This window comes from Actinomycetota bacterium, from assembly GCA_030776725.1.
In the GTDB taxonomy this organism is placed as follows: domain Bacteria; phylum Actinomycetota; class Nitriliruptoria; order Nitriliruptorales; family JAHWKO01; genus JAHWKW01.
This window is the reverse complement of the sequence record JALYHG010000203.1, coordinates 1-21,293: the sequence shown is the minus strand read 5'-3', so window position 1 is coordinate 21,293 and position 21,293 is coordinate 1. Positions and strand designations below refer to the sequence as shown.

Here is a 21,293-nt window from a genome sequence, read left to right as displayed (position 1 = left end):
CGGTGACCTCGACCCAACGTTGCGGGAGAAGATCGGGCCGCTGCAGTGCCACGCGGAGCGCTTCGCGTTCCAACTGTGCTCGGGCCGATCGGCGACGGCTGTCGGTGGGCACCGGATCGGGACCCGTCACCGGCTCAGGCGCCGCGACCCGCGCGACCGCGCTCGCCACGATCGACCGGCCGATACCGACCTCGTCGGCGACCAGCCGCAGGTACTCCGCGCGCAGGACCGGGTCGTCGATCGCCGCGAGCAACGGTGCGGCGGCCTCGACCGCCCCAGCTTTCCCCTCCGGGGTCTCCGGTCGCCCCGCGATCGCCCCGCGCAGCATGAAACGGATCACCGGCTCAGCGTCGGCGACCAGTGCCGCCATCGCGTCAGCGCCCCGCTCACGGACCACGTCGGCCGGGTCGTTGTTGGCCGGCATCACCAGGATGCGCATCTCGATGTCGTGGTCGCGGGTGAGCGTGAACGCCCGTCGGGCGGCCTGCTCACCGGCCGTATCGGAGTCGAACGCCAGGACGACCCGGTCGGCGTACCGGCCCAGGAGGCGGACGTGATCCTCACCGATCGCGGTGCCGCACGTCGCCACGGCGTTGGTCAGCCCGGCCTGGTGCAGTGCCATCACGTCGGTGTAGCCCTCCGCGACCAGCACCTGCCCCGTGCGCACCACCTCCGGCCGAGCCCACGACAGGCCGTACAGGACCCGGTGCTTGCGGTAGATCGGGGTCTCGGGGGTGTTGAGGTACTTGGGCGGCTCGTGCTCTCCGTAGTCGAGGTCGGGCAGGGTGCGCCCGCCGAAGCCGATCACGTCGCCGGCGGGATCCAGGACCGGGAAGATCAGCCGGCCGCGGAACCGGTCGCGCAGCCCGCCGCGGGGGTTGCGCGCGGCCAGACCGGCCGTCTCGACGTCGCGGGCCGGGAACCCTTCGGCCAACAGGTGGCGGGTGAGCGCATCCCACTCCAGAGGCGCGAAGCCGAGCGCGAACCGGTCGGCGTCCTCGCGCCCGAAACCACGCCACTGCAGGTACGCCCGGGCGGCTACCCCGCTCGATGAGGCCAGACACCGGCGGAAGTGCTCCAGCGCGGCCGAGTTGACCGCGACCAGTCGACTGCGCTCACCCAACGCCCGCCGCTGCCCAGCCGACAGCTCCTCGTACCGCAGCTCGTAACCGACGCGGCGAGCCAGCTGCTCGACCGCCTCCGTGAAGGTCAGCCCCTCGACGCGCTGAACGAAGCTGTAGACGTCGCCGCCCTCCTGGCAGCCGAAGCAGTGGTAGACGCCCAGGCGGGGATCGACCGAGAACGACGCGGTGCGTTCCTGATGGAAGGGACACAGTCCCTTCAGCCGCGAGCCCGCACGCTTGAGTGCCGTGTGGTCGGAGACGATCTCTGCCAGGTCGGCGCGCTGTTTGAGCGCCTCGACGTCGTCCTGGAGGATCCGCCCCGCCACCTGACCCTCCTGTCCCCGCGTGGGCGCGGATGCTAGCGAGCAGCCGCGACGTGTCGCCCCCCGGTAGCCTCCGCCGCCGCCTGTCTGGAGCGCCCGTGCCCGACCGCGCACCCGTCCGCTACGCCGTGGACCTGAGCCGCCGCGTCCACCACCTGGTCACGGTCCGTCAGACCATCCCCGCCGACCTCTCCCGCGGCGCGCGGGTGGTCCTGCCGGTGTGGACGCCGGGGAGCTACGTGGTACGCCACTACGCCCGACACGTGCAGCGGATCAGCGCCCGGTCCGCCGCCGGCGACCTGGTGCTGACGGCCGACGGGCACAGCGCGTGGCTCCTGCCCGACGACGCGGACGGGACGGTCGAGATCGAGCTCGAGCTGTACGCCAACGACCTCACGGTGCGCACCAACCACGTCGACGACCACCACGCCCTGCTGATCCCCGCTGCCACGTTCCCGTTCGTCGACGGTGCACGTGACCGCGAGCACCGCGTCACGGTGCACCTGCCCAGCGGGTGGCGGGCATGGGGTCTGCTGCCGCAAGTCGCCGGAGCGTTCGTCGCCACCGATTACGACCATCTGGTCGACAGTGCGTTCGAGGCCGGGACGCACGAGGAAAGACGCTACGAGGTCGCGCACGTCGGCCACCGGCTGGTCTGGGCGGGCCACGGCGGCCGGCCAGACCTCGACAGGATCGCGGCGGACGCCGCCGCCATCGGCGAGGCAGCGGTCCGGTTGTTCGACGGCGACCTGCCCACCGACTCGTACACGTTCCTGTGCACCGCCTGGGATCGCGGCACCGGCGGGCTCGAGCACCGCGACGGCGCGGTGGTGCAAGTTCCCGTCCACGCCCTAACCGATCCGGACGCCTACCGGCGTTTCCAGGCGCTCCTCGCGCACGAGTACCTGCACTTGTGGAACGTCAAGCGGCTGACACCGGCGGCGCTCACCGCGCTGGACTACGAACGTCCGGTCTTCACCGAGTCGTTGTGGGTCGCGGAGGGCTGGACCGCCTACTACGACGAGCTGGTGGTGCTCCGGGCCGGCCTGTGGGACACCCGTCGGTACCTCGACCGCCTCGGTGAGCTCGTCGAGCGGGTGCTGCACCGCCCCGGCACGGCATGGCAGTCCCTGCGACAGGCCAGCTACGAAGCGTGGATCAAGCACTACTTGCCCGACGAGAACGCCCCGAACGCCGGCGTGAGCTACTACGACCACGGGGCGGTGGTCGCCTGGTGCCTCGACCTCCTCCTGCGACGGTTACGGCCCGACGGCGACGGTCTCGACGACGTGGTGGCGCTGCTGTGGCACCGCTTCGGTCGCTCCGCGAAGGGCTACCAGGAGGGCGACGTCGTCGCCGCCGTGTCGGAGGTGGCCGGCAGTGACGTGGCTGGGTTCTTCTCCCGGCACGTCGCCGGGCGGGAACTCCCCCCGGTCGAGGACCTGACCGAGGTGGTGGGGCTGCGTCTGGTCACGAACGACGATGACGGCCCGGTCGCGCCCGACCTCGGCGTCGAGATCCGCGAGGACGACGACGGCATCGTCTTGCGTTCGGTCCTCCGCGAGCGTCCCGCCTGGCGGGCGGGGCTGACCGGCGGCGATCGCCTCGTGGCGATCGACCGGACGCGCGTGGGGCGCGGTGAGCTGACACCGGCGCTGCTGGGCTACCGGCCGGGCGACGAGGTCGAGGTCGTGGTCTTCCGCGGGCCGCGGCTCGTCACCGCCACCGTGACGCTCGGGGAGCCTCTCCCGCCCCGCGTCCTGCGGCCGGTCGAGGAGGGGTCACGGACGCAGCGCAACGCCTTCCAGCGCTGGCTCGGACAGCCGCTCACCGACGTCGGCCAGCGCCGCGCGCCGTCCCCGCAGTAGGCCACGTCGCCTCAGGGTGACGCGAGGCGCCGCAGCACGTACCGCAGGATCCCGCCGTGGCGGAAGTACTCGGCCTCCAACGGCGTGTCGATGCGGACGCGGACACGGAACGCCCGCCCGTCGGCCCGCACCGTCACCTCGGACGGCACCTCGCCGCCGGCGAAGCCAACGACGTCGAAGGTCTCGTGGCCTGTCAAGCCGAGCGTGTCGACCGACTCGCCGGGGCGGAACTGCAGCGGTGCGATCCCCATCCCGATCAGGTTCGAACGATGGATCCGCTCGTAGCTCTCGGCGATCACGGAGCGGACGCCCAGCAGGGCGGTGCCCTTCGCGGCCCAGTCCCGCGACGACCCGGAGCCGTACTCGGCGCCGGCCAGGACCACCAGCGGCGTCCCCTGTTGCTGGTAGCGCATCGCCGCCTCGTAGATGCTCACGACCTCGCCGCTGGGCAGATGTCGGGTGACGGCGCCCTCCACACCGGGGACCAGGCGGTTGCGCAGACGGATGTTGGCGAACGTTCCGCGGAGCATCACGTCGTGGTTGCCGCGCCGCGCCCCGTAGGAGTTGAAGTCTCGCGGCGCCACGCCGCGATCCTGCAGGTAGCGCCCCGCGGGGCTGGTTGGTGGGATGAACCCGGCTGGGGAGATGTGGTCGGTCGTGACGCTGTCACCCAGGACCGCCAACGCACGAGCGCCGGTCACGTCGGTCAGCGGTGCCGGCTCGGGGCCGAGGTCGTCGAAGAACGGGGGGCACCGCACGTACGTCGACTCGGGATCCCAGCGGTACCGTTCCCCGGCGGGGACGGGCAACGCGCGCCACCGCTCGTCGCCGCTGAACACGTCGCGGTAGCGCTCGGCGAACATCTCCGCGTGCAGCGCCGTCTCGAGCGCGGCGGTGATGTCGTCGCTGGTCGGCCAGACGTCACGCAACAACACCGGTCGTCCATCGGGGTCGTGACCGAGCGGCTCGGTGCGTAGGTCGACGTCCATGGTGCCGGCCAGGGCGTACGCGACGACCAGCGGAGGAGACGCGAGGTAGTTCATCCGAACGTCGGGATGGATGCGTCCGGCGAAGTTGCGGTTGCCGCTCAACACCGCCGCCGTGGCGAGATCCGCGTCGTGGATCGCGTCGGAGATCTCGCGCGCCAGCGGACCGGAGTTCCCGATGCAGGTGGTGCACCCGAACCCCACCAGGTGGAAACCGAGCTTCTCGAGGTACGGGATGAGACCTGCCCGCTCGTAGTAATCGATCACGACCGGAGAACCCGGGGCGAGCGAGGTCTTGACCCACGGCTTGGTCTCCAGCCCCCGCTCCACGGCGTTCCGTGCCAGTAAGCCGGCGGCCAGCATCACCCGCGGGTTGGAGGTGTTCGTGCAGCTGGTGATGGCCGCGAGCACGACGTGACCGTGGTCGAGCGTGACCTGCCGCCGGCCGGCCAAGGTGACCGGTACGACACGTCGCGGTCGGTCTGGTCCGGCCGCGGGCTGGTCGTCCTCGTAAGCCCCGGTCACCGCCGCCATGGGGGCGGGCGGGTCGCTGGCGGGGAACGACGCGGCCGACGCCTGATCGGGTGACGGCCGTGCGCCCGCAGACGCGATCTCTGCCAGTGCTCGCCGGAACCGCGTCTTGGCCTCATCCAGCGGGACACGGTCCTGTGGGCGGGTGGGTCCGGCCAGGCTGGCGACCACCGTGGACAGGTCCAGCTCGAGCACTTCCGTGTACCGCGGCGTGGCCTGCGGGTCGTGGAACAGCCCCTGCGCTTTGGCGTAAGCCTCGACCAGGCCCACCTGCGCGGGTGAGCGTCCCGTGAAGCGGAGGTAGCGCAGCGTCTCGTCGTCGATGGGGAAGATCGCGCACGTCGAGCCGTACTCGGGCGCCATGTTCCCGATGGTCGCGCGGTCGGCGAGGGCGACGCTGGCGATGCCGGGGCCGAAGAACTCGACGAAGCGTCCCACCACGCCGTGGCGACGGAGCAGCTCGGTGACGGTGAGGACGAGGTCGGTGGCGGTCGTGCCGTCGGGCAGAGAGCCGGTCAGGCGGATGCCGATCACCTGGGGGATCAGCATCGACACGGGCTGGCCGAGCATGGCAGCCTCGGCTTCGATGCCGCCCACGCCCCAGCCGAGGACCCCGAGGCCGTTGACCATCGGGGTGTGCGAATCCGTCCCGACCAGCGTGTCAGGGTACGCCTGGCCGGCATCGTCATCGGCGACGATCACCGACGCCAGGAACTCGAGGTTCACTTGGTGCACGATCCCGGTGCCCGGCGGCACCACCCGGAAGCGGTCGAACGCCCGCTGCCCCCAGCGCAGGAACGCGTAGCGTTCGCCGTTCCGCGCGTACTCGAGCTCGACGTTGCGTGCGAACGCGTCCGGGGTGCCGGCCACGTCGGCGACCACCGAGTGGTCGATCACCAGATCGACGGGCACCCGCGGGTTGACGAGCGACGCCGGCCGGGCCAGCTCCACGATCGCGTCGCGCATCGCAGCGAGGTCGACGATCGCCGGTACCCCGGTGAAGTCCTGCATCAGCACCCGGGCCGGCAGGAACGAGAGCTCGCGCGGCGGCTGGCCCGCAGCGTCCCAGCGGGCCAGGGCGGTGACGTCCTCGGCGGTGACGCTGACGCCGTCCTCGTGGCGCAGCAGGTTCTCGAGGAGGATCTTCAGCGAGTAGGGCAGGCCAGCAACGTCCCCGACGTCGGACACCGCGTCGAGCTGCCACACGTCGAAGGACCGGCCGTCCACATCGAGGCTGCGGCGGGCACCGAACGAGTTCTTCGGGTCGGCCAAGCCAGGTCCTCCTGTGTGGCCAAGGACCCTACCAACCGCGCGATCGTGCTCAGGCTGAGCGAAGGAGGATCGGTTCCGTCAGCGCCCGCGGAGCCGTCGCGCGCTACAGGTCGCGACGGATCTCGCGCAACCGGCGCCGCACGTCGTCGAGTCGCTCGGCAGTGCGGCGGCGCTCGTCGCGGTCCCGTGTGTCGTGTTGCAGCTGCTGACTCAAGACCTCCGTCTCGAACGTCAGCAGCTCCACCTCGGTCCGCACCCGCGTGACTTGCTCGAGCGAGGAGAGCGGCCGCGACGCGATCGCCTCGCGCAGGATCTTCTGGGCGCGTTCGTCGTCACGGAGGAACCGGTTGGGCAGGCGGGCTCGCTGCCGGATCGTCGCGAGGTCGGGCAGTGCACGGTCCGGGGGGTACGCGAGGAGGAAGTCCTCCAAGCGCGTCAGCGCTTCATCCCAGCTGGGTGGCTCGTGACCGTACCGCGGGTTGCTCACGGCGGGACCTCCGTCGACCCCGGTGCGGGCTCATCGTAGCGTGGGAGGCTACGAGCGCCCGAGCATTGCGGACGTGGCCGAACCTGCGATGATACGGGCATGGAAGGGGTTCCGTCTCCCAAGGACCTGCGCGGCGCCGCCGCCGTGGCGCAGACGCTCGCGTACGCAGCCGGGATCGCCGGGGTCGTCGCGGGTGGCTTGCTCTACCGTGGCGGCGAGACCGCGTTCGCCGTGGTCGCCTGGGTGGTGACGTTCGCGACCGGTGCCATCCTGATGATCGCCGCGTTCCTGGCTCGGGGGATGGCGGCGTTGCTGGCCCGTATCGGGCGCATCGAGCAGGACGTCGCCACGTTCGTGTCCCGCGGTGGGGACGGCGAGCCGGTGCCGCGCCGCGATCCCTGGGGCCACCTCCCGCCGTACTAGCCCTCGGGTCCGGCGCGTCAGGCCGGCAGGCGCTCGCTGAGGTAGTCCACGAGGCGCTCGATCGGGAGGCGGTCCTGGGTCATCGCATCGCGATCGCGGACGGTGACGGCGTCGTCGTCGAGACTGTCGAAGTCGACCGTGACGCAGTACGGCGTGCCGATCTCGTCCTGGCGGCGGTAGCGGCGCCCGATCGACTGTGTCTCGTCGTACTCGCACATCCAGTGGTGCTTGACGATGTCGAACACCCGGCGCGCCACGGGGACCAGGCGCTCGTTCTTCGACAGCGGGAGGACCGCGGCCTTGTAGGGAGCCAGGCGCCGATCGAGGCGCAGGACGGTACGGGTCTGCAGCTTCCCCTTGGCGTCAGGGACCTGCTCTTCCCGGTACGCGTCGAACAAGAACGCCAGCACGGCGCGGTCGGCGCCCGCCGCGGGCTCGATGACGTACGGGTGGTACCGCTCGTCCCCCTCCTGGTCGTAGTAGCGCATGTCCTTCCCGCTGGCACGTTCGTGCGCCTTGAGGTCGTAGTCGGTGCGGTTGGCGATGCCTTCGAGCTCCGACCAGCCCATGGCCGGGTCGGAGAAGTGGTACTCGATGTCGACGGTTGCGCTCGAGTAGTGGCTGAGCTCCTCCGGCCCGTGGGGACGGATGCGCAGGTTGCGTTCCCGCAGGCCCAACTCGACGTACCACCTCCAGCGCTCGTCCTGCCAGTGCTGGAACCACTGGTCCGCCTCGCGAGGATGGCAGAAGAACTCCATCTCCATCTGCTCGAACTCGCGGGTGCGGAAGGTGAAGTTCCCGGGCGTGATCTCGTTGCGGAAGGACTTCCCGATCTGCGCCACGCCGAACGGGACCTTCATCCGGTTGGTGAGCTGGACCGTCGGGAAATCGACGAATATGCCCTGAGCGGTCTCGGGTCGGAGCCACACCACCGCGGAGTCGTCCTCGACCGGGCCTGCGAACGTCTTGAACATCAGGTTGAACTGACGGGGTTGGCCGAGCGCGCCGCCGCACTCCGGGCAGCGCCGCTCCCCCGTGCCAGCGTCAGGTTCGACGTGGTCCTCGCGGAAGCGGCGATGGCAATCGGTGCACTCGACCAACGGGTCGGTGAAGCCGGCGACGTGCCCGGACGCCTCCCACACCCTCGGATGCATCAGGATGGCGGCGTCCTGGCCGACGACGTCGTCGCGGAGCTGCACGGTGGCGCGCCACCACTGGCGTTTGACGTTGTTCTTCAGCTCGACACCGAGCGGGCCGTAGTCCCACGTCGAGCGCAGCCCGCCGTAGATCTCCGATGAGGGGAAGATGATGCCCCGCCGCTTGCACAGCTCCACGATCGTGGCGAGCGACGGACCTGAAGCCGGCGCTTCCTGGCCAGCGACGTCCACAGGTACGGCGTCAGCGCTCACGTCCAGGTCCTGCTGTTCGCAGCGGCGGCCACCGCCGGTCGGCGGCCGTGGTCGTTGGCGAGGGTAGCGGCTGGGAGCCACCATGGTCCTGCCAGTGACGGACGCCGGGTTCGGCGCCCGCGACGGCCAAGCAGGGGAACCCATGGACGGCGGCAACGGACCGACCGACTGGCCCCGCGTCCGCCGTGTGCGGGTCGTTCTCGCCGACGACGCGGCGGACTTCCGCGAACTGATGCGCCACCGGCTGGAGTCCGACGGCCGCTTCGTCGTGGTGGGAGAAGCCGCCAACGGCCGCGAGGCGGTCGAGCTGGCCGAGGAGCACCACCCCGACGTCGTGGTCATGGATCTGGCCATGCCGGTGATGGACGGTCTCGAGGCGATCGGAGAGGTCCGTGACCGCGTCCCGGACACGAAGTCGGTGGTGTTGACGTCGTTCGACGCGCGGAGCCTCGCGGACCGTGCCACCCGGCTCGGCGCGTTCTGCTACCTCGAGAAGGGCACCGCGATCGAGGACATCCTGACGGTCCTCGCCCCGCTGTCCCCACCGGAGTTCGAGTAGGCGCGCCTGATCCGCAGATCCAGGCGACGGGTGCTCACCCGGGCACCGGCGCGGTTTCGTCGACGGCCACCCCGAAACGACGTTCACGGCGCTGGTACTCGGCGACCGCGCGCGCGAGCTCGACCCGGTCGAAATCGGGCCACAGCGTCTCGACGAAGACCAGCTCGGCGTACGCGGCCTGCCACGGCAGGTAGTTGGACGTGCGCTGCTCGCCGGAGGTTCGGATCAGCAGGTCGACGGGCGGCATGTCCGGGTCGTACAGCCGGGCAGCGAACGTCCGCCGGTTGATCCGGTTGATCCGGCCGGCCTGAACGTCGGAACACAGCCGCCGGGCCGCGTCCACCAGCTCGGCGTGCCCGCCGTAGTTGAACGCCACGCACAGCGTCATACGCCGGTTGCCGGCGGTGAGCTCCTCGGTCTCCTCGATCAGCCGCACCAGTCGGCGCGGGACCGGGCGACCGCGTCGGCCGATGAACCGTACCCGTACCTCTCGTTCGTTCAGCTCCTGTTTACGGCGCAGCAGGAGCGACTCGTTGAAGTTGAGCAGGAACCGCACCTCCTGCGGGGGCCGCCGCCAGTTCTCGGTCGAGAAGGCGTAGACGGTGAGGTACTCGAGGCCGAGCTCGAGGGCGCCCTCGACCGTGTCGAACAGGGCGGCCTCGCCGGCAGCGTGCCCGTCGGTCCGCGGCAGGCCACGTGCGTTGGCCCACCGGCCGTTGCCGTCCATGATGATGGCGACGTGTCTGGGAACGTGGTCGGGGTCGATCTCGACGCCGGGATCCACGGGCGCCCTCCGGTCGCGGGACGAGCCGAGCCTAGGGTTGCACCGCCGGCGTTGCCGGGTGTGCCGTCAGCGCGGTACCAGCGGGTAGGAACGCAGCGGGCGTTCCAGGTGGTGCTCGACGAAGGCGCGGGTGAACGCCGCAGCGGTGCGGCGCGGCCCTTCGTGTTCGGCCGCTCGTGGCAGGCCGATCCAGTCGTTGCTGGCGAGCTGGGCCACCAGCGCGACCGTGTCGGTGCCGACCGCCTTGCTCCCCGTCGGGGCGCAGCCCCGGCACAGCGACCCCCCCGCGGTGACGCTCAGGAACGGGTGCGACCCGGGCGCCCGGCACTGCGCACAGCGTTCCGTGAGGACCTGGAAGCCGGAAGCGGCAGCGAGCCGCAGCAGGTAGGCGTCCACGAAGATCGCCGGGTACGGCGGGCCGGCCTGCAGTGCCTGGAGGCCGGCGCGTAGCAACAGGAACACCGGGAGGTTGCGCTCTCCCTGCTGCACCACCCGATCGGCGGCCTCCACCATCGTCGATGCGCACGCTGAGAGCGTGAAGTCCTCGCGGACGCTCGCGAACGGCTCGATCAACTCCGCCTGGCTGACCACGTCGAGTGCACGGCCCTCGTGCAACTGCAGGTCGACGTGCGAGTACGGCTCGAGTCGTCCCCCGAAGCGCGACCCGGGCCGGCGCACGCCCTTGGCGACGGCGCGGACCAGGCCGCGGGCCTGGGTCAGGATGTGCAGGATGCGGTCGGTCTCGCCCAGCTTGTAGGTCCGCAGGACGATCCCCTGATCGCGGTAGACGGCCACGGCTACCGCGGGGCGTCGTCGAGGACGGTCACGAACGTCGGCGTCGCCACCACGTCCGCCCCGGCGTCGAGGAACGCCACCAGCTCATCCCAGTCGCTGACCACGCCGGTGGCACCGACCTGGGCCCGGTCACCGGCGGCGGTCGCGACCGCCCGAACGTCAGCGACGCTAGGCCGGCCGGTCGCCGGCCCGGACGCCGTCGCGATCCGATCGGCACCGGCCGCGACGCAGATCGCGACCGCGCGTCGCAGCTGCGGGCCGCGCAGCTCGGCGGTGTCGAGCGTGCAGGCGATCGCCAGGTCGGTGTCGTGCGCCGTGGTCACCGCGCGGGCGATCGCACGTCGCGCGATGTCGTCGTCGGCGTCGAAGACAGCCGTCGGCACGGGAACGTCGACTTCGTACGCGCCCGCGCCGCCAGCAGCAGCGACCTCGTCCAGGAGCGCCGCGTCGACGGTCTCGGCGTCCGCCGAGGCATCCAGGCCGACGGCGGCGACCACGTCCAGCCCACTGCCGGCGACCTCCGCGGTCACCACGGCGACGTGGTCGAGTCGGACCATCACCCCGCGCACTCCGTGAACCAACGCTGCGGCGCAGATGTGGCGGACGTCGGCGTCGGTGGCCCCGGGTGCCAGCACGGCAGCATCGATGCGGGCCGCCACGTCGATGCGGGTACGCGGCGTGGTGCTCATCGCCGACAGGGTACGTGGGTCACAGCGGCGGCCAGGGGTAGGGGCGCCGACCGGTTGGTGGTGGGAAGCGCTCACGGTTGGCCACGTCGCGCGCGCGACGCGCCGTGGCGGTCACCTCACCGGCGGTCAGCAGAGGAGCCAGTCCGCGGTTGACCGGATCATCGCGGTCCGTGAGCCGTCCCGCCAGCTCGGCCGCTCCCGACCGCAGCGGGTCGGGGATCGGTTCGCCGGCGAACTCCCACGCCACCGTGCGTAGCTTGGCGTCCTCGTGGAAGCACACGCCGTGGTCGACGAGACGGATCCGTCCAGCGCCATCGAGCAGGACGTGGCTGGCCTTGCGGTCGGCGTTGTTGGCGATCAGGTCGAAGACGACCATGCGCTGCAGCTGCGCCACCACGCAGGGGTCACCTGCCTCGACCAGAGTGAAGTAGTGCTGCTGCGGATCGTGTTCGACGAACAGCTGCACGCTGCCACGCCCGTAGGGGCCGTCGTGACGTCGCACCGTGGGAGGGACCAGTTCCCATCCCAGCTCCCGGTCGAGGACGTAGGCGGCGACCTCACGCCGGTGCAGCGTCCCGGACGGGAAGTCCCACAGCGGCGCCTCGCCGCGTTCCGGCTTGTAGACGGCGAGGAGCTGGTCGCTGCCGTCGCGGTCGTCGCCCGCCTCCGTCAGCGGCGACAGCCGGCACAGCAGCGTCAGGTTCGACGCGGTCGCCAGCTGCCCGACCGGATCGAGGCGGGCGTGCTCCAACCGCGTGAGCGTGCGGTCGGGACTCGCCCCGGACGCGCTCACCGCTGTCGCGCGTCGCCGTCGGTGCGTGGACACAGGTGGCCGTCGGTGTCGATCGGGAGCCCGCACAGTCGGCAGGTGGGCCGCCCCTGGGCCACCGACCACGCAGCGTGAGCGGCCAGGACCTCGGCTTGCTCCTGCGAGGCCCACACCCGCACCTGTTCGGGGTCGCGTTCCTCCTCCTCGGCGACGAACTCGGTGACCTCGATCACGAACCGTCCTAGCTGCGGATCGAGGCCGACGGCGATCGAGCCGGCTCGCCAACGCGGTGCGATCGGTTCCTGCAGCCGCATCGCGGCGATGTCCCAGACCCGGGGCAGCGACGCGCCGACCTCCGCCAGGAGGCGTCCCAGCACCTCCGCGATGGCCGAGATCTGCTCCTTCTCGACGAGGACGGACACGACCTGGCCCGCCTCGGCGGCCTGGAGGAAGAAGGTGCGCTGGCCCGGCTCACCGATGAAGTCGGCGGTGAGATGGTCGGGGGCGCTGAACTCGATGTCCACGGGTCACCGCCGGTCGAGGTGGCTGACGTCGTTGAGGCCGAGCAGCCGCGGGATCCCCCGGCGCGGGAGCGCCAGCTGCGACACCGAGCCCGGGGAGATCACCAGCCGCTGGAAGAGGTCGAGCTGTATACCCGCGTAGTGGGCGATCACGATCTTGATCACGTCCGCGTGGCTGACCACGGCGATGGTCGCCTTACCGGGGTGGGCGTTCACCACCTGCTCGATGGCCAGCACGGCCCGGCTCTGCGCAGCCACGAACGACTCGCCACCCGGGAACGTGACCCGACCGGGGGTCTGCTGGATGCTCTCGAACAGGCGGGTCCGGCGCAGTTGCTTCAGGCTCCGGTCCGTCCACGAGCCGTAGTCGAACTCCTGCACGCCATCGAGCTGGCGGACGTCGCGGCGCTGGCGTGCGGCGATCGTGGCGGCGGTCTCCAAGGTCCGGCGGATCGGTGAGGCGTACACCGCCGCGAGCCTGGTGTGGGCCAGCCGCTCGGCGACGGCCTCGGCCTGGGCCCGGCCTTCCTCGGTCAACGGCGCCGGGGTACGGCCGCCCAGACGCGAGCCGGTCGCCGCCGTCACCGCGTGGCGGACGAGGACGACCGTCGCCATCGGCGTCCCGGTCAGTACGCGCGTGCGAAGACCACACGGGTGCCGTACGACGACGGTTCGCCGCAGCGGATGCAGGGCCCCTCCTCGCGTTCGCGCCCCATCGGCACGCACCGTGGCGTGGCGGTCGTGTCGGCCTTGATGTCGTCCTCGCAGTCCGGGCGCCCGCAGTGCAGGGCGTAGGCGAAACCGCGTTGGACCTGCGCCACGAGATCCTCCCAACGGTCGACCTCGGCGCTGAGACCGTCGCGGAAAGCGGTGGCGCGCCCGAGCAGCTCGCGGTGGTAGTCGTTGAGACGGCGCGGCAGGTCCCCGGCCAGCGCCGCCAGAGGCACCGTCTCCTTGTCCTCCCGGGCGACACGCTGCGCCAGGACGGCGCTGTCCTGATCGAGGTCACGTGGGCCGAGCTCGACCCGCAGCGGCACGCCTTTGAGCTCCCAGTCGTTGAACTTGAAGCCCGGCGACACGTCCTCGCGGTCGTCGACGTGGACGCGGACGCCGGCTGCCGCGGTGTCGCGGGCGAGCCGGTGGGCGACCTCGGCGACGCGCGAGTGGTCCGGACCACGGCCGATCGTGGCGATCACGACCTGGTAGGGGGCAAGGCCAGGCGGCAGCACCAGGCCCTGGTCGTCTCCGTGGGCCAGGATCGTCGCGCCCAGCATCCGTGTGCTCATCCCCCAGGAGGTCGTGTGGCACAGGCGGAGCTCGTTGCGCTCATCCTGGAAGGTGATGTCGAACGCCTCCGCGAAGTTCGTGCCCAGGTAGTGGGAGGTCCCCGACTGCAGTGCCTTCCCGTCACGCATCATCCCCTCGATGGAGTAGGTGTCCACCGCGCCGGGGAAGCGCTCGCCGGGGGTCTTCTGGCCCTTGATCATCGGGATCGCCGCCGCGTCCCGGGCGAACGACGCGTACACCTCGAGCATCCGCAGCGTCTCGTCGATCGCCTCGTGTGCGGTGGCGTGTGCCGTGTGGCCCTCCTGCCACAGGAACTCCGTGGTTCGCAGGAACATCCGCGGGCGCAGCTCCCACCGCACCACGTTGGCCCACTGGTTGATCAGGAGCGGCAGGTCGCGGTAGGAGGAGATCCACTTGCTGTACATCTCGCCGATGACGGTCTCCGACGTCGGGCGGACCACCAGAGGCTCGTCGAGCTCCTTCCCACCCCCGTAGGTGACGACGGCCAGCTCGGGCGAGAAGCCCTCGACGTGGTCGGCCTCGCGCTGCAGGAAGCTCATCGGGATGAACAGCGGGAAGTACGCGTTCTCGTGCCCGGTTTCCTTGAACATCTGGTCGAGCTGCGACTGCAGCAGCTCCCACATCCGGTACCCGTAGGGGCGGATGACCATGGATCCCTTGGCCGGTCCGCGGTCGGCCAGCTCGGCCTTCAGGACCACCTCGTTGTACCAGGCGGAGACGTCCTCCCTGAGGGGGGTCACGCCGAGGTTGCGCTGCTTGTCGTTCGACATGGCGGGCACCCTACCGGCCGCCCGGACGCCCGTTCGGACAACGCCGGTCGCGGTCGGCAGCCTCCTAAGGTGGCGCGCGGCTCCGAGCGTGAGGTCTGCCGTGTCCGCGTCCGTGGTCATCGGGTTCGTCCTGACCGGCGTCGCCATGCTGGCCTTCCTGGGCTGGACCTACCGGCAGGTCCGGCGGGTCGATCACGTCATCCGTGACGTCGACGGCAGGCGATCCCGGACCGGATGACCAAGGACCGGCCCACCCTCACTCCGCCGGAGACCGAGCTGTCCCGCTCGCTCTCCGAGTTCGACATCACCATGATCGGGGTCGGCGCGATGATCGGCGCCGGCATCTTCGTGCTGACGGGCATCGCGGCGGGGACGACCGGACCGTCGCTGATGCTCGTCTTCGCGCTCAACGGGCTCGTCACGATCTTCACCGCGATGGTGTACGCCGAGCTGGGGTCGGCGATCCCCGAGGCCGGTGGCGGCTACCTGTGGGTCAAGGATGCCCTCGGCCGGTCACAGAGCTTCCTCGCCGGCTGGATGTCGTGGTTCTCGCACTCGGTCGCGGGGAGCCTGTACGCACTGGGCTTCGGCAGCTTCGCGAACCTGCTGATCGAGCGGGCCGGCGTGGAGCTGCCCCCCCTGCTGTTCATCGGCGCCGAGAAGTGGATCGGGGTGCTGATCGTCCTCGTCTTCCTCGGGATCAACTTCCGGGGGGCATCCGAGACCGGTCTGGCCGGCAACGTCGTGACCGTCGCCAAGCTGGTGGTCATCGGGCTGTTCATCGGGTTCGGCCTGTGGGCGATGGTGACCAACCCGGCGCAGAGCGCCGACCGCTTCGAGCCGTTCTTCCCGGAAGGCTACGGCAACGTGTTCCTGGCGATGGGGATCACCTTCATCGCCTTCGAGGGCTACGAGATCATCGTTCAGGCCGGGGAGGAGGTCCGCGACCCACGCCGCAGCATCCCCCGTGCCGTGTTCAAGTCGCTGCTGATCGTCATCCCGATCTACGTGCTGGTGGCCGTCACCGCGATCGGGGCCGTGCGACCCGTGGGCGGCGTGCCGACCTGGCAGTTCCTCGGCGATGCGGGAGAGCTCGGCCTGGCGCTGGCAGCGGAACGTTTCATGCCGCTGGGCACGTACGTGATCCTGGCGGGTGGCCTGCTGTCGACGGTCTCTGCTCTCAACGCCACCACCTACTCCTCCACCCGTGTCTCGTTCGCGATGGGCAGGGACCGGGTCCTGCCCGACGCCTTCGCCCGCATCCACGACCGCTTCCGAACGCCGTACATCGCACTGGCAGCCACGGGCGTCCTGATCATCTTCATGGTGCTCGCGATCCCGATCGAGGACGTCGCGGCCGCGGCCGACGTGATGTTCCTCCTGCTGTTCCTCCAGGTGAACTACGCCGTGATCCGGATCCGCGGAGAGTTCGGGGACCGGCTGGAGTACGGCTACCTGATGCCGTTCTACCCGTGGGTGCCGATCATCGGGATCGTCAGCAACGCGTTCCTGGCCGTGTACCTGTACCGCTTCAGTCCGATCGCCTGGTTCTTCGCCGCCGTGTGGATCGCGGTCGGGTTCGGTGTGTTCGTCGCGTACGCGCGCACCCGCGTCCAAGCCGACGAACGCCCGGCGGTGACCTTCGAGGAGAAGGCAGGGCTGCGCGGCGGGCGGAAGATCCTGGCCTGCGTCGCCAAACCCGACCACGTCGAGACGGTGGTGTCGATAGCGGCGGCGATCGCCCGCCAGCGCGATGCGGAGGTCGTCGTGCTCAACGTCGTCCGGATCCCACCGCAGCTGCCGATGTCCGAGGGACGGCGCTACACGGCCGAAGCCCAGCCCGTGGTCGAAGCGGTACAGGCCGTCCGGGAGCACGTCGGTGACGTCACGATCAGCACGATGGTCGGCATCGGTCGTCGCATCTCACACGTCATCAACGACATCGCCGCCCGCGAGGAAGCCGAACTGATCGTCCTGGGCTGGCGCGGGACCGTGCATGAGGGAAGCGTGCGGGGATCGGTGGCCCAAGGGGTGCTGCGCAGCGCGAACGTCGACGTGGCGGTCGTCAAGGACCACGGCATGCCCGGCCGGGTGGACTCGGTCCTGATCGCCGTCAGCCCGGGTATCCGCCAGTCCGACACGCTGGAGTACGGCGCCCACCTGGCGATGGGCTTCGACGCCGACCTGCGACTCACCACGGTGGTCGCCCCGCAGGCCACCCAACGCGATCGCGTCACGACGTGGTTGGAGTCGCTCCGCGAGGACGTGACCGACGACGGCCTGGCCAGCGAGAAGGTGTTCACCGACTGCATCGAGGCGGACTCCGTCGTGGACGCGCTGGCCGCCGAGACCGTCCACCATTCGCTGTTGGTGCTGGGCTCGTCGCGCGACTGGGTGCTGCGCCGCACCCTGCTGGGGGAGTTCGCCGACACGATGGCGAACCGGTCGCAGCGCACCGTTGTGATGGTGCACAAGGTCGAAGCGCGCTCGATCTCGATGCTGCGCCAGGTGGTCGGCCTGCTGACACGGCGCCGCCCCGACCGCCCCGGTACGCCCGAGAACCCTGAGCCCTCCTAGTACCCGAAGCGCTCGAGGCGGCGCGGATCACGCTGCCACTCCTTGGCGACCTTCACACGAACGTCGAGGAAGACACGCGCCCCCAGCAGGGTCTCCAGCTCCTCGCGCGCCTGCGTGTTGGCCTTCTTCAGCACGGTCCCCCCGCGACCGATCACGATCCCCTTCTGGCTGTCTCGCTCGACGTAGACGGACGCGAAGATCCGCATCAAGCCAGGTCCGCCGTGCTGCCGCGGCGCCTCCTCCTCCACGTCCTCCACCACCACCGCGATCGAGTGCGGCACCTCCTCGAACACCCGGGTGATGAACTTCTCGCGGATGATCTCGGCGATCAGCTGCCGCTCCGGCTGATCGGTGACCATGTTCCGTGGGAACAGCGGCGGCCCCTCGGGAACGTACGCGCCGAGGACGTCGACGAGATGCTCGACGTTGAAGCCGGTCACGGCGGAGGTCGGAACGATCTCCGCCCAGTCCCCCAGATCATCGGCCTGTGCGAGGATCGGAAGGAGGCCGTCGCGCGAGACTCTGTCCTCCTTGTTGACCACGATCACGACCGGAGAACCGACCTCGGCCAACTGCTCGGCGATGAACGCATCCCCCCGCCCGATGCCCGCCTCGGCGTCCACCAGCAAGCACACGACGTCCACTCCCGACCAGGTCCGCTTGACGAGGTCGTTCATGCGGCGGCCCAGCAGCGTGTGGGGCTTGGCCATCCCGGGCGTGTCGATGAAGACCAGCTGCAGGTCGGGGCGCGACATCACACCGCGGATCGCGTTCCGGGTGGTGCCCGGCACCGGGGTGACGATCGCCACCTTCGACCCGACCATGGCGTTGAGCAAGGTGGACTTGCCGACGTTGGGCCGGCCCGCCAGGCACACGATCCCCGACCGGTGATCCTCGGCGACCTCCTCGTCGTCGGAGGCGAGGATGAGGTCGAGATCGAAGTCGCTCACGGCCTCTCCGGCAGCGTCCCCGCCCCGGTGTTGCGGCCCTGCGCCAAGCGCACCGGACCGAACGCGTGCGGCAGCAGCTCTCGGATCGATGCCACCAACGGCCGCCCGGCGTCGCCGCTGGCGTACACCACCGCGTCCGGGCCGAACTCGAAGATCACCTGCCGGCACGCCCCGCACGGCACGCACGCGTCGTTGCCGTCGCCGACCACCGCCACCGCCACGATCGGCGAGCGCACGCCCGTCCCCACCAACGCCTGGATCGCGACCCGCTCCGCGCACTGGGCCAGCGGGGACGCGGCGTTGTCGACGCTTGCACCCTCAGCGAGACGCCCGTCCTCGGTGAGGACCACCGCCCCGACCCGGAAACCCGAGTACGGGACGTATGCACGCTCCCGCGCAGCGCGTGCGCGCCGCAACAGATCGGCCTCGTCAACCGCGTGACCGGGTCGGGCGGCGCCTCTCATAACGCCTCAGCCCGGCTGGGCTCCTCCTCGGGGCGGGTGACCAGGACCTTGCTGACCCGCCGCCCCTGCACACGCTCGGCGACGAACGTGAAGCCGTCGACCTGCACGGCCTCGCCCGGTTCGGGGACACGCCCCAGGAGGCCGATCATGAGCCCCCCCACCGTGTCCCAGCCCTCGTCCTCGGGCAGCTCGGCGTCGAGGAGCTCGTTGAGGTCATGCACCGTGATGCGAGCACTGACCCGCAACCGGCGCTCGTCGAGGTGCAGGACCGGTGGCTCCTCGTGATCGTGCTCGTCGACGATCTCGCCGACGATCTCCTCGAGGATGTCCTCGATCGTCACCAGCCCGACCGTCGCCCCGTACTCATCGACGACCATCGCCAGGTGCACCTTCTGGTTCTGCAGCTCACGGAGCAGGTCGTCGGCGCGTTTGGACTCAGGCACGAACGTGGCCGCTCGTATCAGCTGTTGCCAGCCGTCCACGTCGTCGCCGTCGCCGAGAAGTCCCAGGATGTCCTTGGCGTACACCACGCCCACGATGTGGTCCCGCTCACCCGCCCACACCGGGATGCGCGAGAAGCCGCTGTGGACGATGGTCTGCACCACCACCGCCAGGGGCGCGTCGACGTCGACGACCACCATGTCGGGGCGCGGCACCATGATCTCCCGGCACACCGTGGCGCCCAGCTCGAAGATCGAGTGGATCATCTGCCGCTCGTCCTCCTCGATCTGGCCGTCCGTCTCCTCCTCCTCGTCGGTGGAGCGCATCAAACGGCGCAGCTCCTCGTCGGATGCGAACGGTCCGGCCCCGGCATGTGGCGCCACCGCCCCACCGGCGGCGATCAGCCACCGCACCACCGGCTGCAGAACGCGCGCCAGCCACGCGATGGCCGGGGCGACGCGGAGACCGACCTTGTCGAGGTTGCGCAGCGTGTACGTGCGGGGCGCAACCTCCGCCAGGACGAAGCTCACGATCGCCAGCAACGCCACCGCCACCACCGTGACGAGCGACCCGGCCGGCAACGCGACCGCCGTGAGGACCGCCGCGGCGACGACCCGCGTCACGATGGTCAGCAGCAGCAGGACGTTCAACCCGCGTGCCGGGTGCTCGACCAGCCACAGCAGCTGCTTCGATCCCGGCGCGTCCTCGTCGTCGAGCCGCAGGGCGCGCACCACCCCGATCCGGGTCAAGATGGTCTCGGACGCGCCGAGGAAGCTCGCGAAGGCCACCAGCGCGACAACGACGATGACACCGACGGCGACGCTCAACGTCCCACCTGGCGGTAGCTGTCCAACAGCTCCTGCGTCAGCGCCGACATCTCGCGCTCGTCAGCCGGGTCGGCATGGTCCATGCCCAGCAGGTGCAGGATCCCGTGGACGGTCAACAGCCGCAGCTCGTCGGTGACGGGGCGCCCGAGCTGCGCAGCCTGACGCTCGGCGATCCCGGGTGCGATCACGACATCACCGAGGATGGCAGGCACGCCAGGCGGGGACTCCCCCGGCTCGTCGATCGGGAAGGCGAGGACGTCGGTGGGGCCTTCCTCGCCCATGTGGTGGGCGTTGAGAGCTGCGATCGTGTCGTCGTCGACCAGGATGACCGACAGCTCCATGTCCGGTGGGACGCGACGTGCGTCCAGGACGTGACGGGCCAACGCAGCGAGGTCGTCGCTGTCGACGGGATGGTCTTGTTCGTCGGCGACGAAGACGGCCATCGGTCACAGACGCCCCGGGGCCTGCGCGGTGCGGCGATCCTCCTCGTCAGCGTGCCGTTCGTAGGCTTCGACGATCCGCTGGACGATCTGGTGGCGGACCACGTCGCCGGCGGCGAGGTACGCGAAAGCCACCCCGTCGATGTCGGCGAGGATGTCTCGGACGACGCGGAGCCCCGAGTGCCGCCCCGTCGGCAGATCGACCTGCGTGATGTCTCCGGTCACCACCGCCTTGGAGCCGAACCCGATCCGGGTGAGGAACATCTTCATCTGCTCCGCGGTGGTGTTCTGCGCCTCGTCGAGGACGATGAAGGAGTCGTTGAGCGTGCGGCCCCGCATGTAGGCGAGCGGCGCCACCTCGATGGTGCCGCGGTCGACGTGGGCGACCAGATCCTCGGCGTCCATCATGTCGTGCAGCGCGTCCCACAACGGCCGCAGGTACGGGTCGATCTTCTCCTGGAGGGTTCCGGGGAGGTACCCCAGGCTCTCACCGGCTTCCACTGCGGGACGGGTGATGATCAGCCTGTTGACCTCCCGCGCGCGCAGGGCCTGCACGGCGGCGGCCATCGCGAGGTAGGTCTTGCCGGTTCCGGCCGGTCCGATCCCGAACGTCACGGTGTTCGCTGCGATGGCGTCCAGGTAGCGCTTCTGGCCGAGCGTCTTGGGACGGATCGTGCGTCCGCGATGGGTGAGCGCCGCGTGGCTCAAGACCTGCGACGGCGCCTCGGGAGCGTTCGCGCGGACCATGCGGATCGTCTGGCCGACGACGCTTCGATCCAAGCCCTGGCCGCGGCCGAGGAGCGTCAGCAGCTCCTCGAAGAGGCGCACCACCCGGTCGACCTCGTCGGCGTGGCCGGTGACCGAGATCTCGTTGCCGCGGACGTGAACGCTGGCGTCGAAGGCTTCCTCGACCAACCGGAGCAGCTCGTCTCGGGTCCCCAGCAGCGCGACCATCGAGCGGTCGCCGGGGACGAGG

General features: G+C 70.5%; 21 protein-coding genes. 5 read left to right on the top strand and 16 right to left on the bottom strand.

Annotated features, from left to right (window positions below; genetic code table 11):
- Positions 1-1,450 (bottom strand): DNA primase (gene dnaG / locus M3N57_09965; GenBank protein ID MDP9022996.1); only part of this gene is annotated, 1,450 nt, incomplete at its 3' end.
- A gap of 95 nt (positions 1,451-1,545) precedes the next feature.
- Between dnaG and M3N57_09960 the strand changes: the two genes are divergently transcribed.
- Positions 1,546-3,315, top strand: coding sequence for a PDZ domain-containing protein (locus M3N57_09960; GenBank protein ID MDP9022995.1), 1,770 nt, complete (start codon positions 1,546-1,548; stop codon positions 3,313-3,315).
- 11 nt (positions 3,316-3,326) lie between these two features.
- Here M3N57_09960 and M3N57_09955 read toward each other — a convergent pair whose 3' ends face one another.
- Both M3N57_09955 and M3N57_09950 read right to left on the bottom strand, forming a co-directional pair.
- Positions 3,327-6,104 carry an aconitate hydratase gene (locus M3N57_09955; protein ID MDP9022994.1) on the bottom strand — a complete coding sequence of 926 codons (2,778 nt, stop codon included), beginning with the start codon at positions 6,102-6,104 and terminating at the stop codon, positions 3,327-3,329.
- A gap of 103 nt (positions 6,105-6,207) precedes the next feature.
- Positions 6,208-6,591, bottom strand: a complete 384-nt coding sequence (locus M3N57_09950) for a hypothetical protein (protein ID MDP9022993.1) — start codon at positions 6,589-6,591, stop codon at positions 6,208-6,210.
- Positions 6,592-6,690: 99 nt separating this feature from the next.
- Here M3N57_09950 and M3N57_09945 point away from each other — a divergent pair, with 99 nt between their 5' ends.
- Positions 6,691-7,014, top strand: coding sequence for a hypothetical protein (locus M3N57_09945; GenBank protein ID MDP9022992.1), 324 nt, complete (start codon positions 6,691-6,693; stop codon positions 7,012-7,014).
- Positions 7,015-7,031: 17 nt separating this feature from the next.
- Here the strand turns inward: M3N57_09945 and M3N57_09940 are convergent, their stop codons facing one another.
- The gene (locus M3N57_09940) at positions 7,032-8,402 is read right to left on the bottom strand and encodes a glycine--tRNA ligase (protein ID MDP9022991.1); all 1,371 of its coding nucleotides are present in this window, start codon (positions 8,400-8,402) and stop codon (positions 7,032-7,034) included.
- Positions 8,403-8,505: 103 nt separating this feature from the next.
- On the opposite strand from M3N57_09940, the gene M3N57_09935 reads away from it, so the two are divergent.
- The gene (locus tag M3N57_09935) at positions 8,506-8,982 is read left to right on the top strand and encodes a response regulator transcription factor (protein ID MDP9022990.1); all 477 of its coding nucleotides are present in this window, start codon (positions 8,506-8,508) and stop codon (positions 8,980-8,982) included.
- A gap of 34 nt (positions 8,983-9,016) precedes the next feature.
- On the opposite strand, the gene uppS is transcribed toward M3N57_09935, so the two are convergent.
- The 7 genes from uppS to proS form a co-directional block, all read right to left on the bottom strand.
- Complete coding sequence (gene uppS / locus M3N57_09930; GenBank protein ID MDP9022989.1) at positions 9,017-9,766, bottom strand: polyprenyl diphosphate synthase; 750 nt, start codon at positions 9,764-9,766, stop codon at positions 9,017-9,019.
- A 66-nt stretch (positions 9,767-9,832) separates the two neighbouring features.
- Positions 9,833-10,561 carry a DNA repair protein RecO gene (gene recO / locus M3N57_09925; GenBank protein ID MDP9022988.1) on the bottom strand — a complete coding sequence of 243 codons (729 nt, stop codon included), beginning with the start codon at positions 10,559-10,561 and terminating at the stop codon, positions 9,833-9,835.
- 2 nt (positions 10,562-10,563) lie between these two features.
- Complete coding sequence (locus tag M3N57_09920) at positions 10,564-11,250, bottom strand: hypothetical protein (protein MDP9022987.1); 687 nt, start codon at positions 11,248-11,250, stop codon at positions 10,564-10,566.
- Between the two features lie 19 nt (positions 11,251-11,269).
- Positions 11,270-12,001: an SCO1664 family protein gene (locus M3N57_09915; GenBank protein ID MDP9022986.1), complete on the bottom strand. Its 732-nt coding sequence runs from the start codon at positions 11,999-12,001 to the stop codon at positions 11,270-11,272.
- Positions 12,002-12,039: 38 nt separating this feature from the next.
- Positions 12,040-12,543, bottom strand: a complete 504-nt coding sequence (locus M3N57_09910; protein ID MDP9022985.1) for a DUF3090 family protein — start codon at positions 12,541-12,543, stop codon at positions 12,040-12,042.
- Between the two features lie 3 nt (positions 12,544-12,546).
- The gene (locus M3N57_09905) at positions 12,547-13,155 is read right to left on the bottom strand and encodes a histidine phosphatase family protein (protein MDP9022984.1); all 609 of its coding nucleotides are present in this window, start codon (positions 13,153-13,155) and stop codon (positions 12,547-12,549) included.
- An 11-nt stretch (positions 13,156-13,166) separates the two neighbouring features.
- On the bottom strand, positions 13,167-14,618 hold the full coding sequence (proS, locus tag M3N57_09900) for a proline--tRNA ligase (protein ID MDP9022983.1): 1,452 nt from the start codon (positions 14,616-14,618) through the stop codon (positions 13,167-13,169).
- Positions 14,619-14,718: 100 nt separating this feature from the next.
- On the opposite strand from proS, the gene M3N57_09895 reads away from it, so the two are divergent.
- On the top strand, positions 14,719-14,856 hold the full coding sequence (locus tag M3N57_09895) for a hypothetical protein (protein MDP9022982.1): 138 nt from the start codon (positions 14,719-14,721) through the stop codon (positions 14,854-14,856).
- Positions 14,853-17,195 carry an amino acid permease gene (locus M3N57_09890; protein ID MDP9022981.1) on the top strand — a complete coding sequence of 781 codons (2,343 nt, stop codon included), beginning with the start codon at positions 14,853-14,855 and terminating at the stop codon, positions 17,193-17,195. Before M3N57_09895 ends, M3N57_09890 begins: the two co-directional genes overlap by 4 nt.
- Here the strand turns inward: M3N57_09890 and era are convergent.
- The 5 genes from era to M3N57_09865 all read right to left on the bottom strand — a co-directional run.
- A complete protein-coding gene (gene era / locus M3N57_09885) occupies positions 17,192-18,145 on the bottom strand; it encodes a GTPase Era (protein ID MDP9022980.1) in 954 nt (317 codons plus the stop codon). The two genes, M3N57_09890 and era, sit on opposite strands and share 4 nt — an antisense overlap.
- On the bottom strand, positions 18,142-18,561 hold the full coding sequence (gene cdd, locus M3N57_09880) for a cytidine deaminase (protein MDP9022979.1): 420 nt from the start codon (positions 18,559-18,561) through the stop codon (positions 18,142-18,144). The genes era and cdd overlap by 4 nt, the downstream gene beginning before the upstream one ends.
- A gap of 44 nt (positions 18,562-18,605) precedes the next feature.
- Positions 18,606-19,877, bottom strand: a complete 1,272-nt coding sequence (locus M3N57_09875) for a hemolysin family protein (GenBank protein ID MDP9022978.1) — start codon at positions 19,875-19,877, stop codon at positions 18,606-18,608.
- Positions 19,874-20,320 carry an rRNA maturation RNase YbeY gene (gene ybeY / locus M3N57_09870; protein ID MDP9022977.1) on the bottom strand — a complete coding sequence of 149 codons (447 nt, stop codon included), beginning with the start codon at positions 20,318-20,320 and terminating at the stop codon, positions 19,874-19,876. Before ybeY ends, M3N57_09875 begins: the two co-directional genes overlap by 4 nt.
- 3 nt (positions 20,321-20,323) lie before the next feature.
- The coding region (locus M3N57_09865; protein MDP9022976.1) for a PhoH family protein at positions 20,324-21,293 on the bottom strand (970 nt) is incomplete at its 5' end.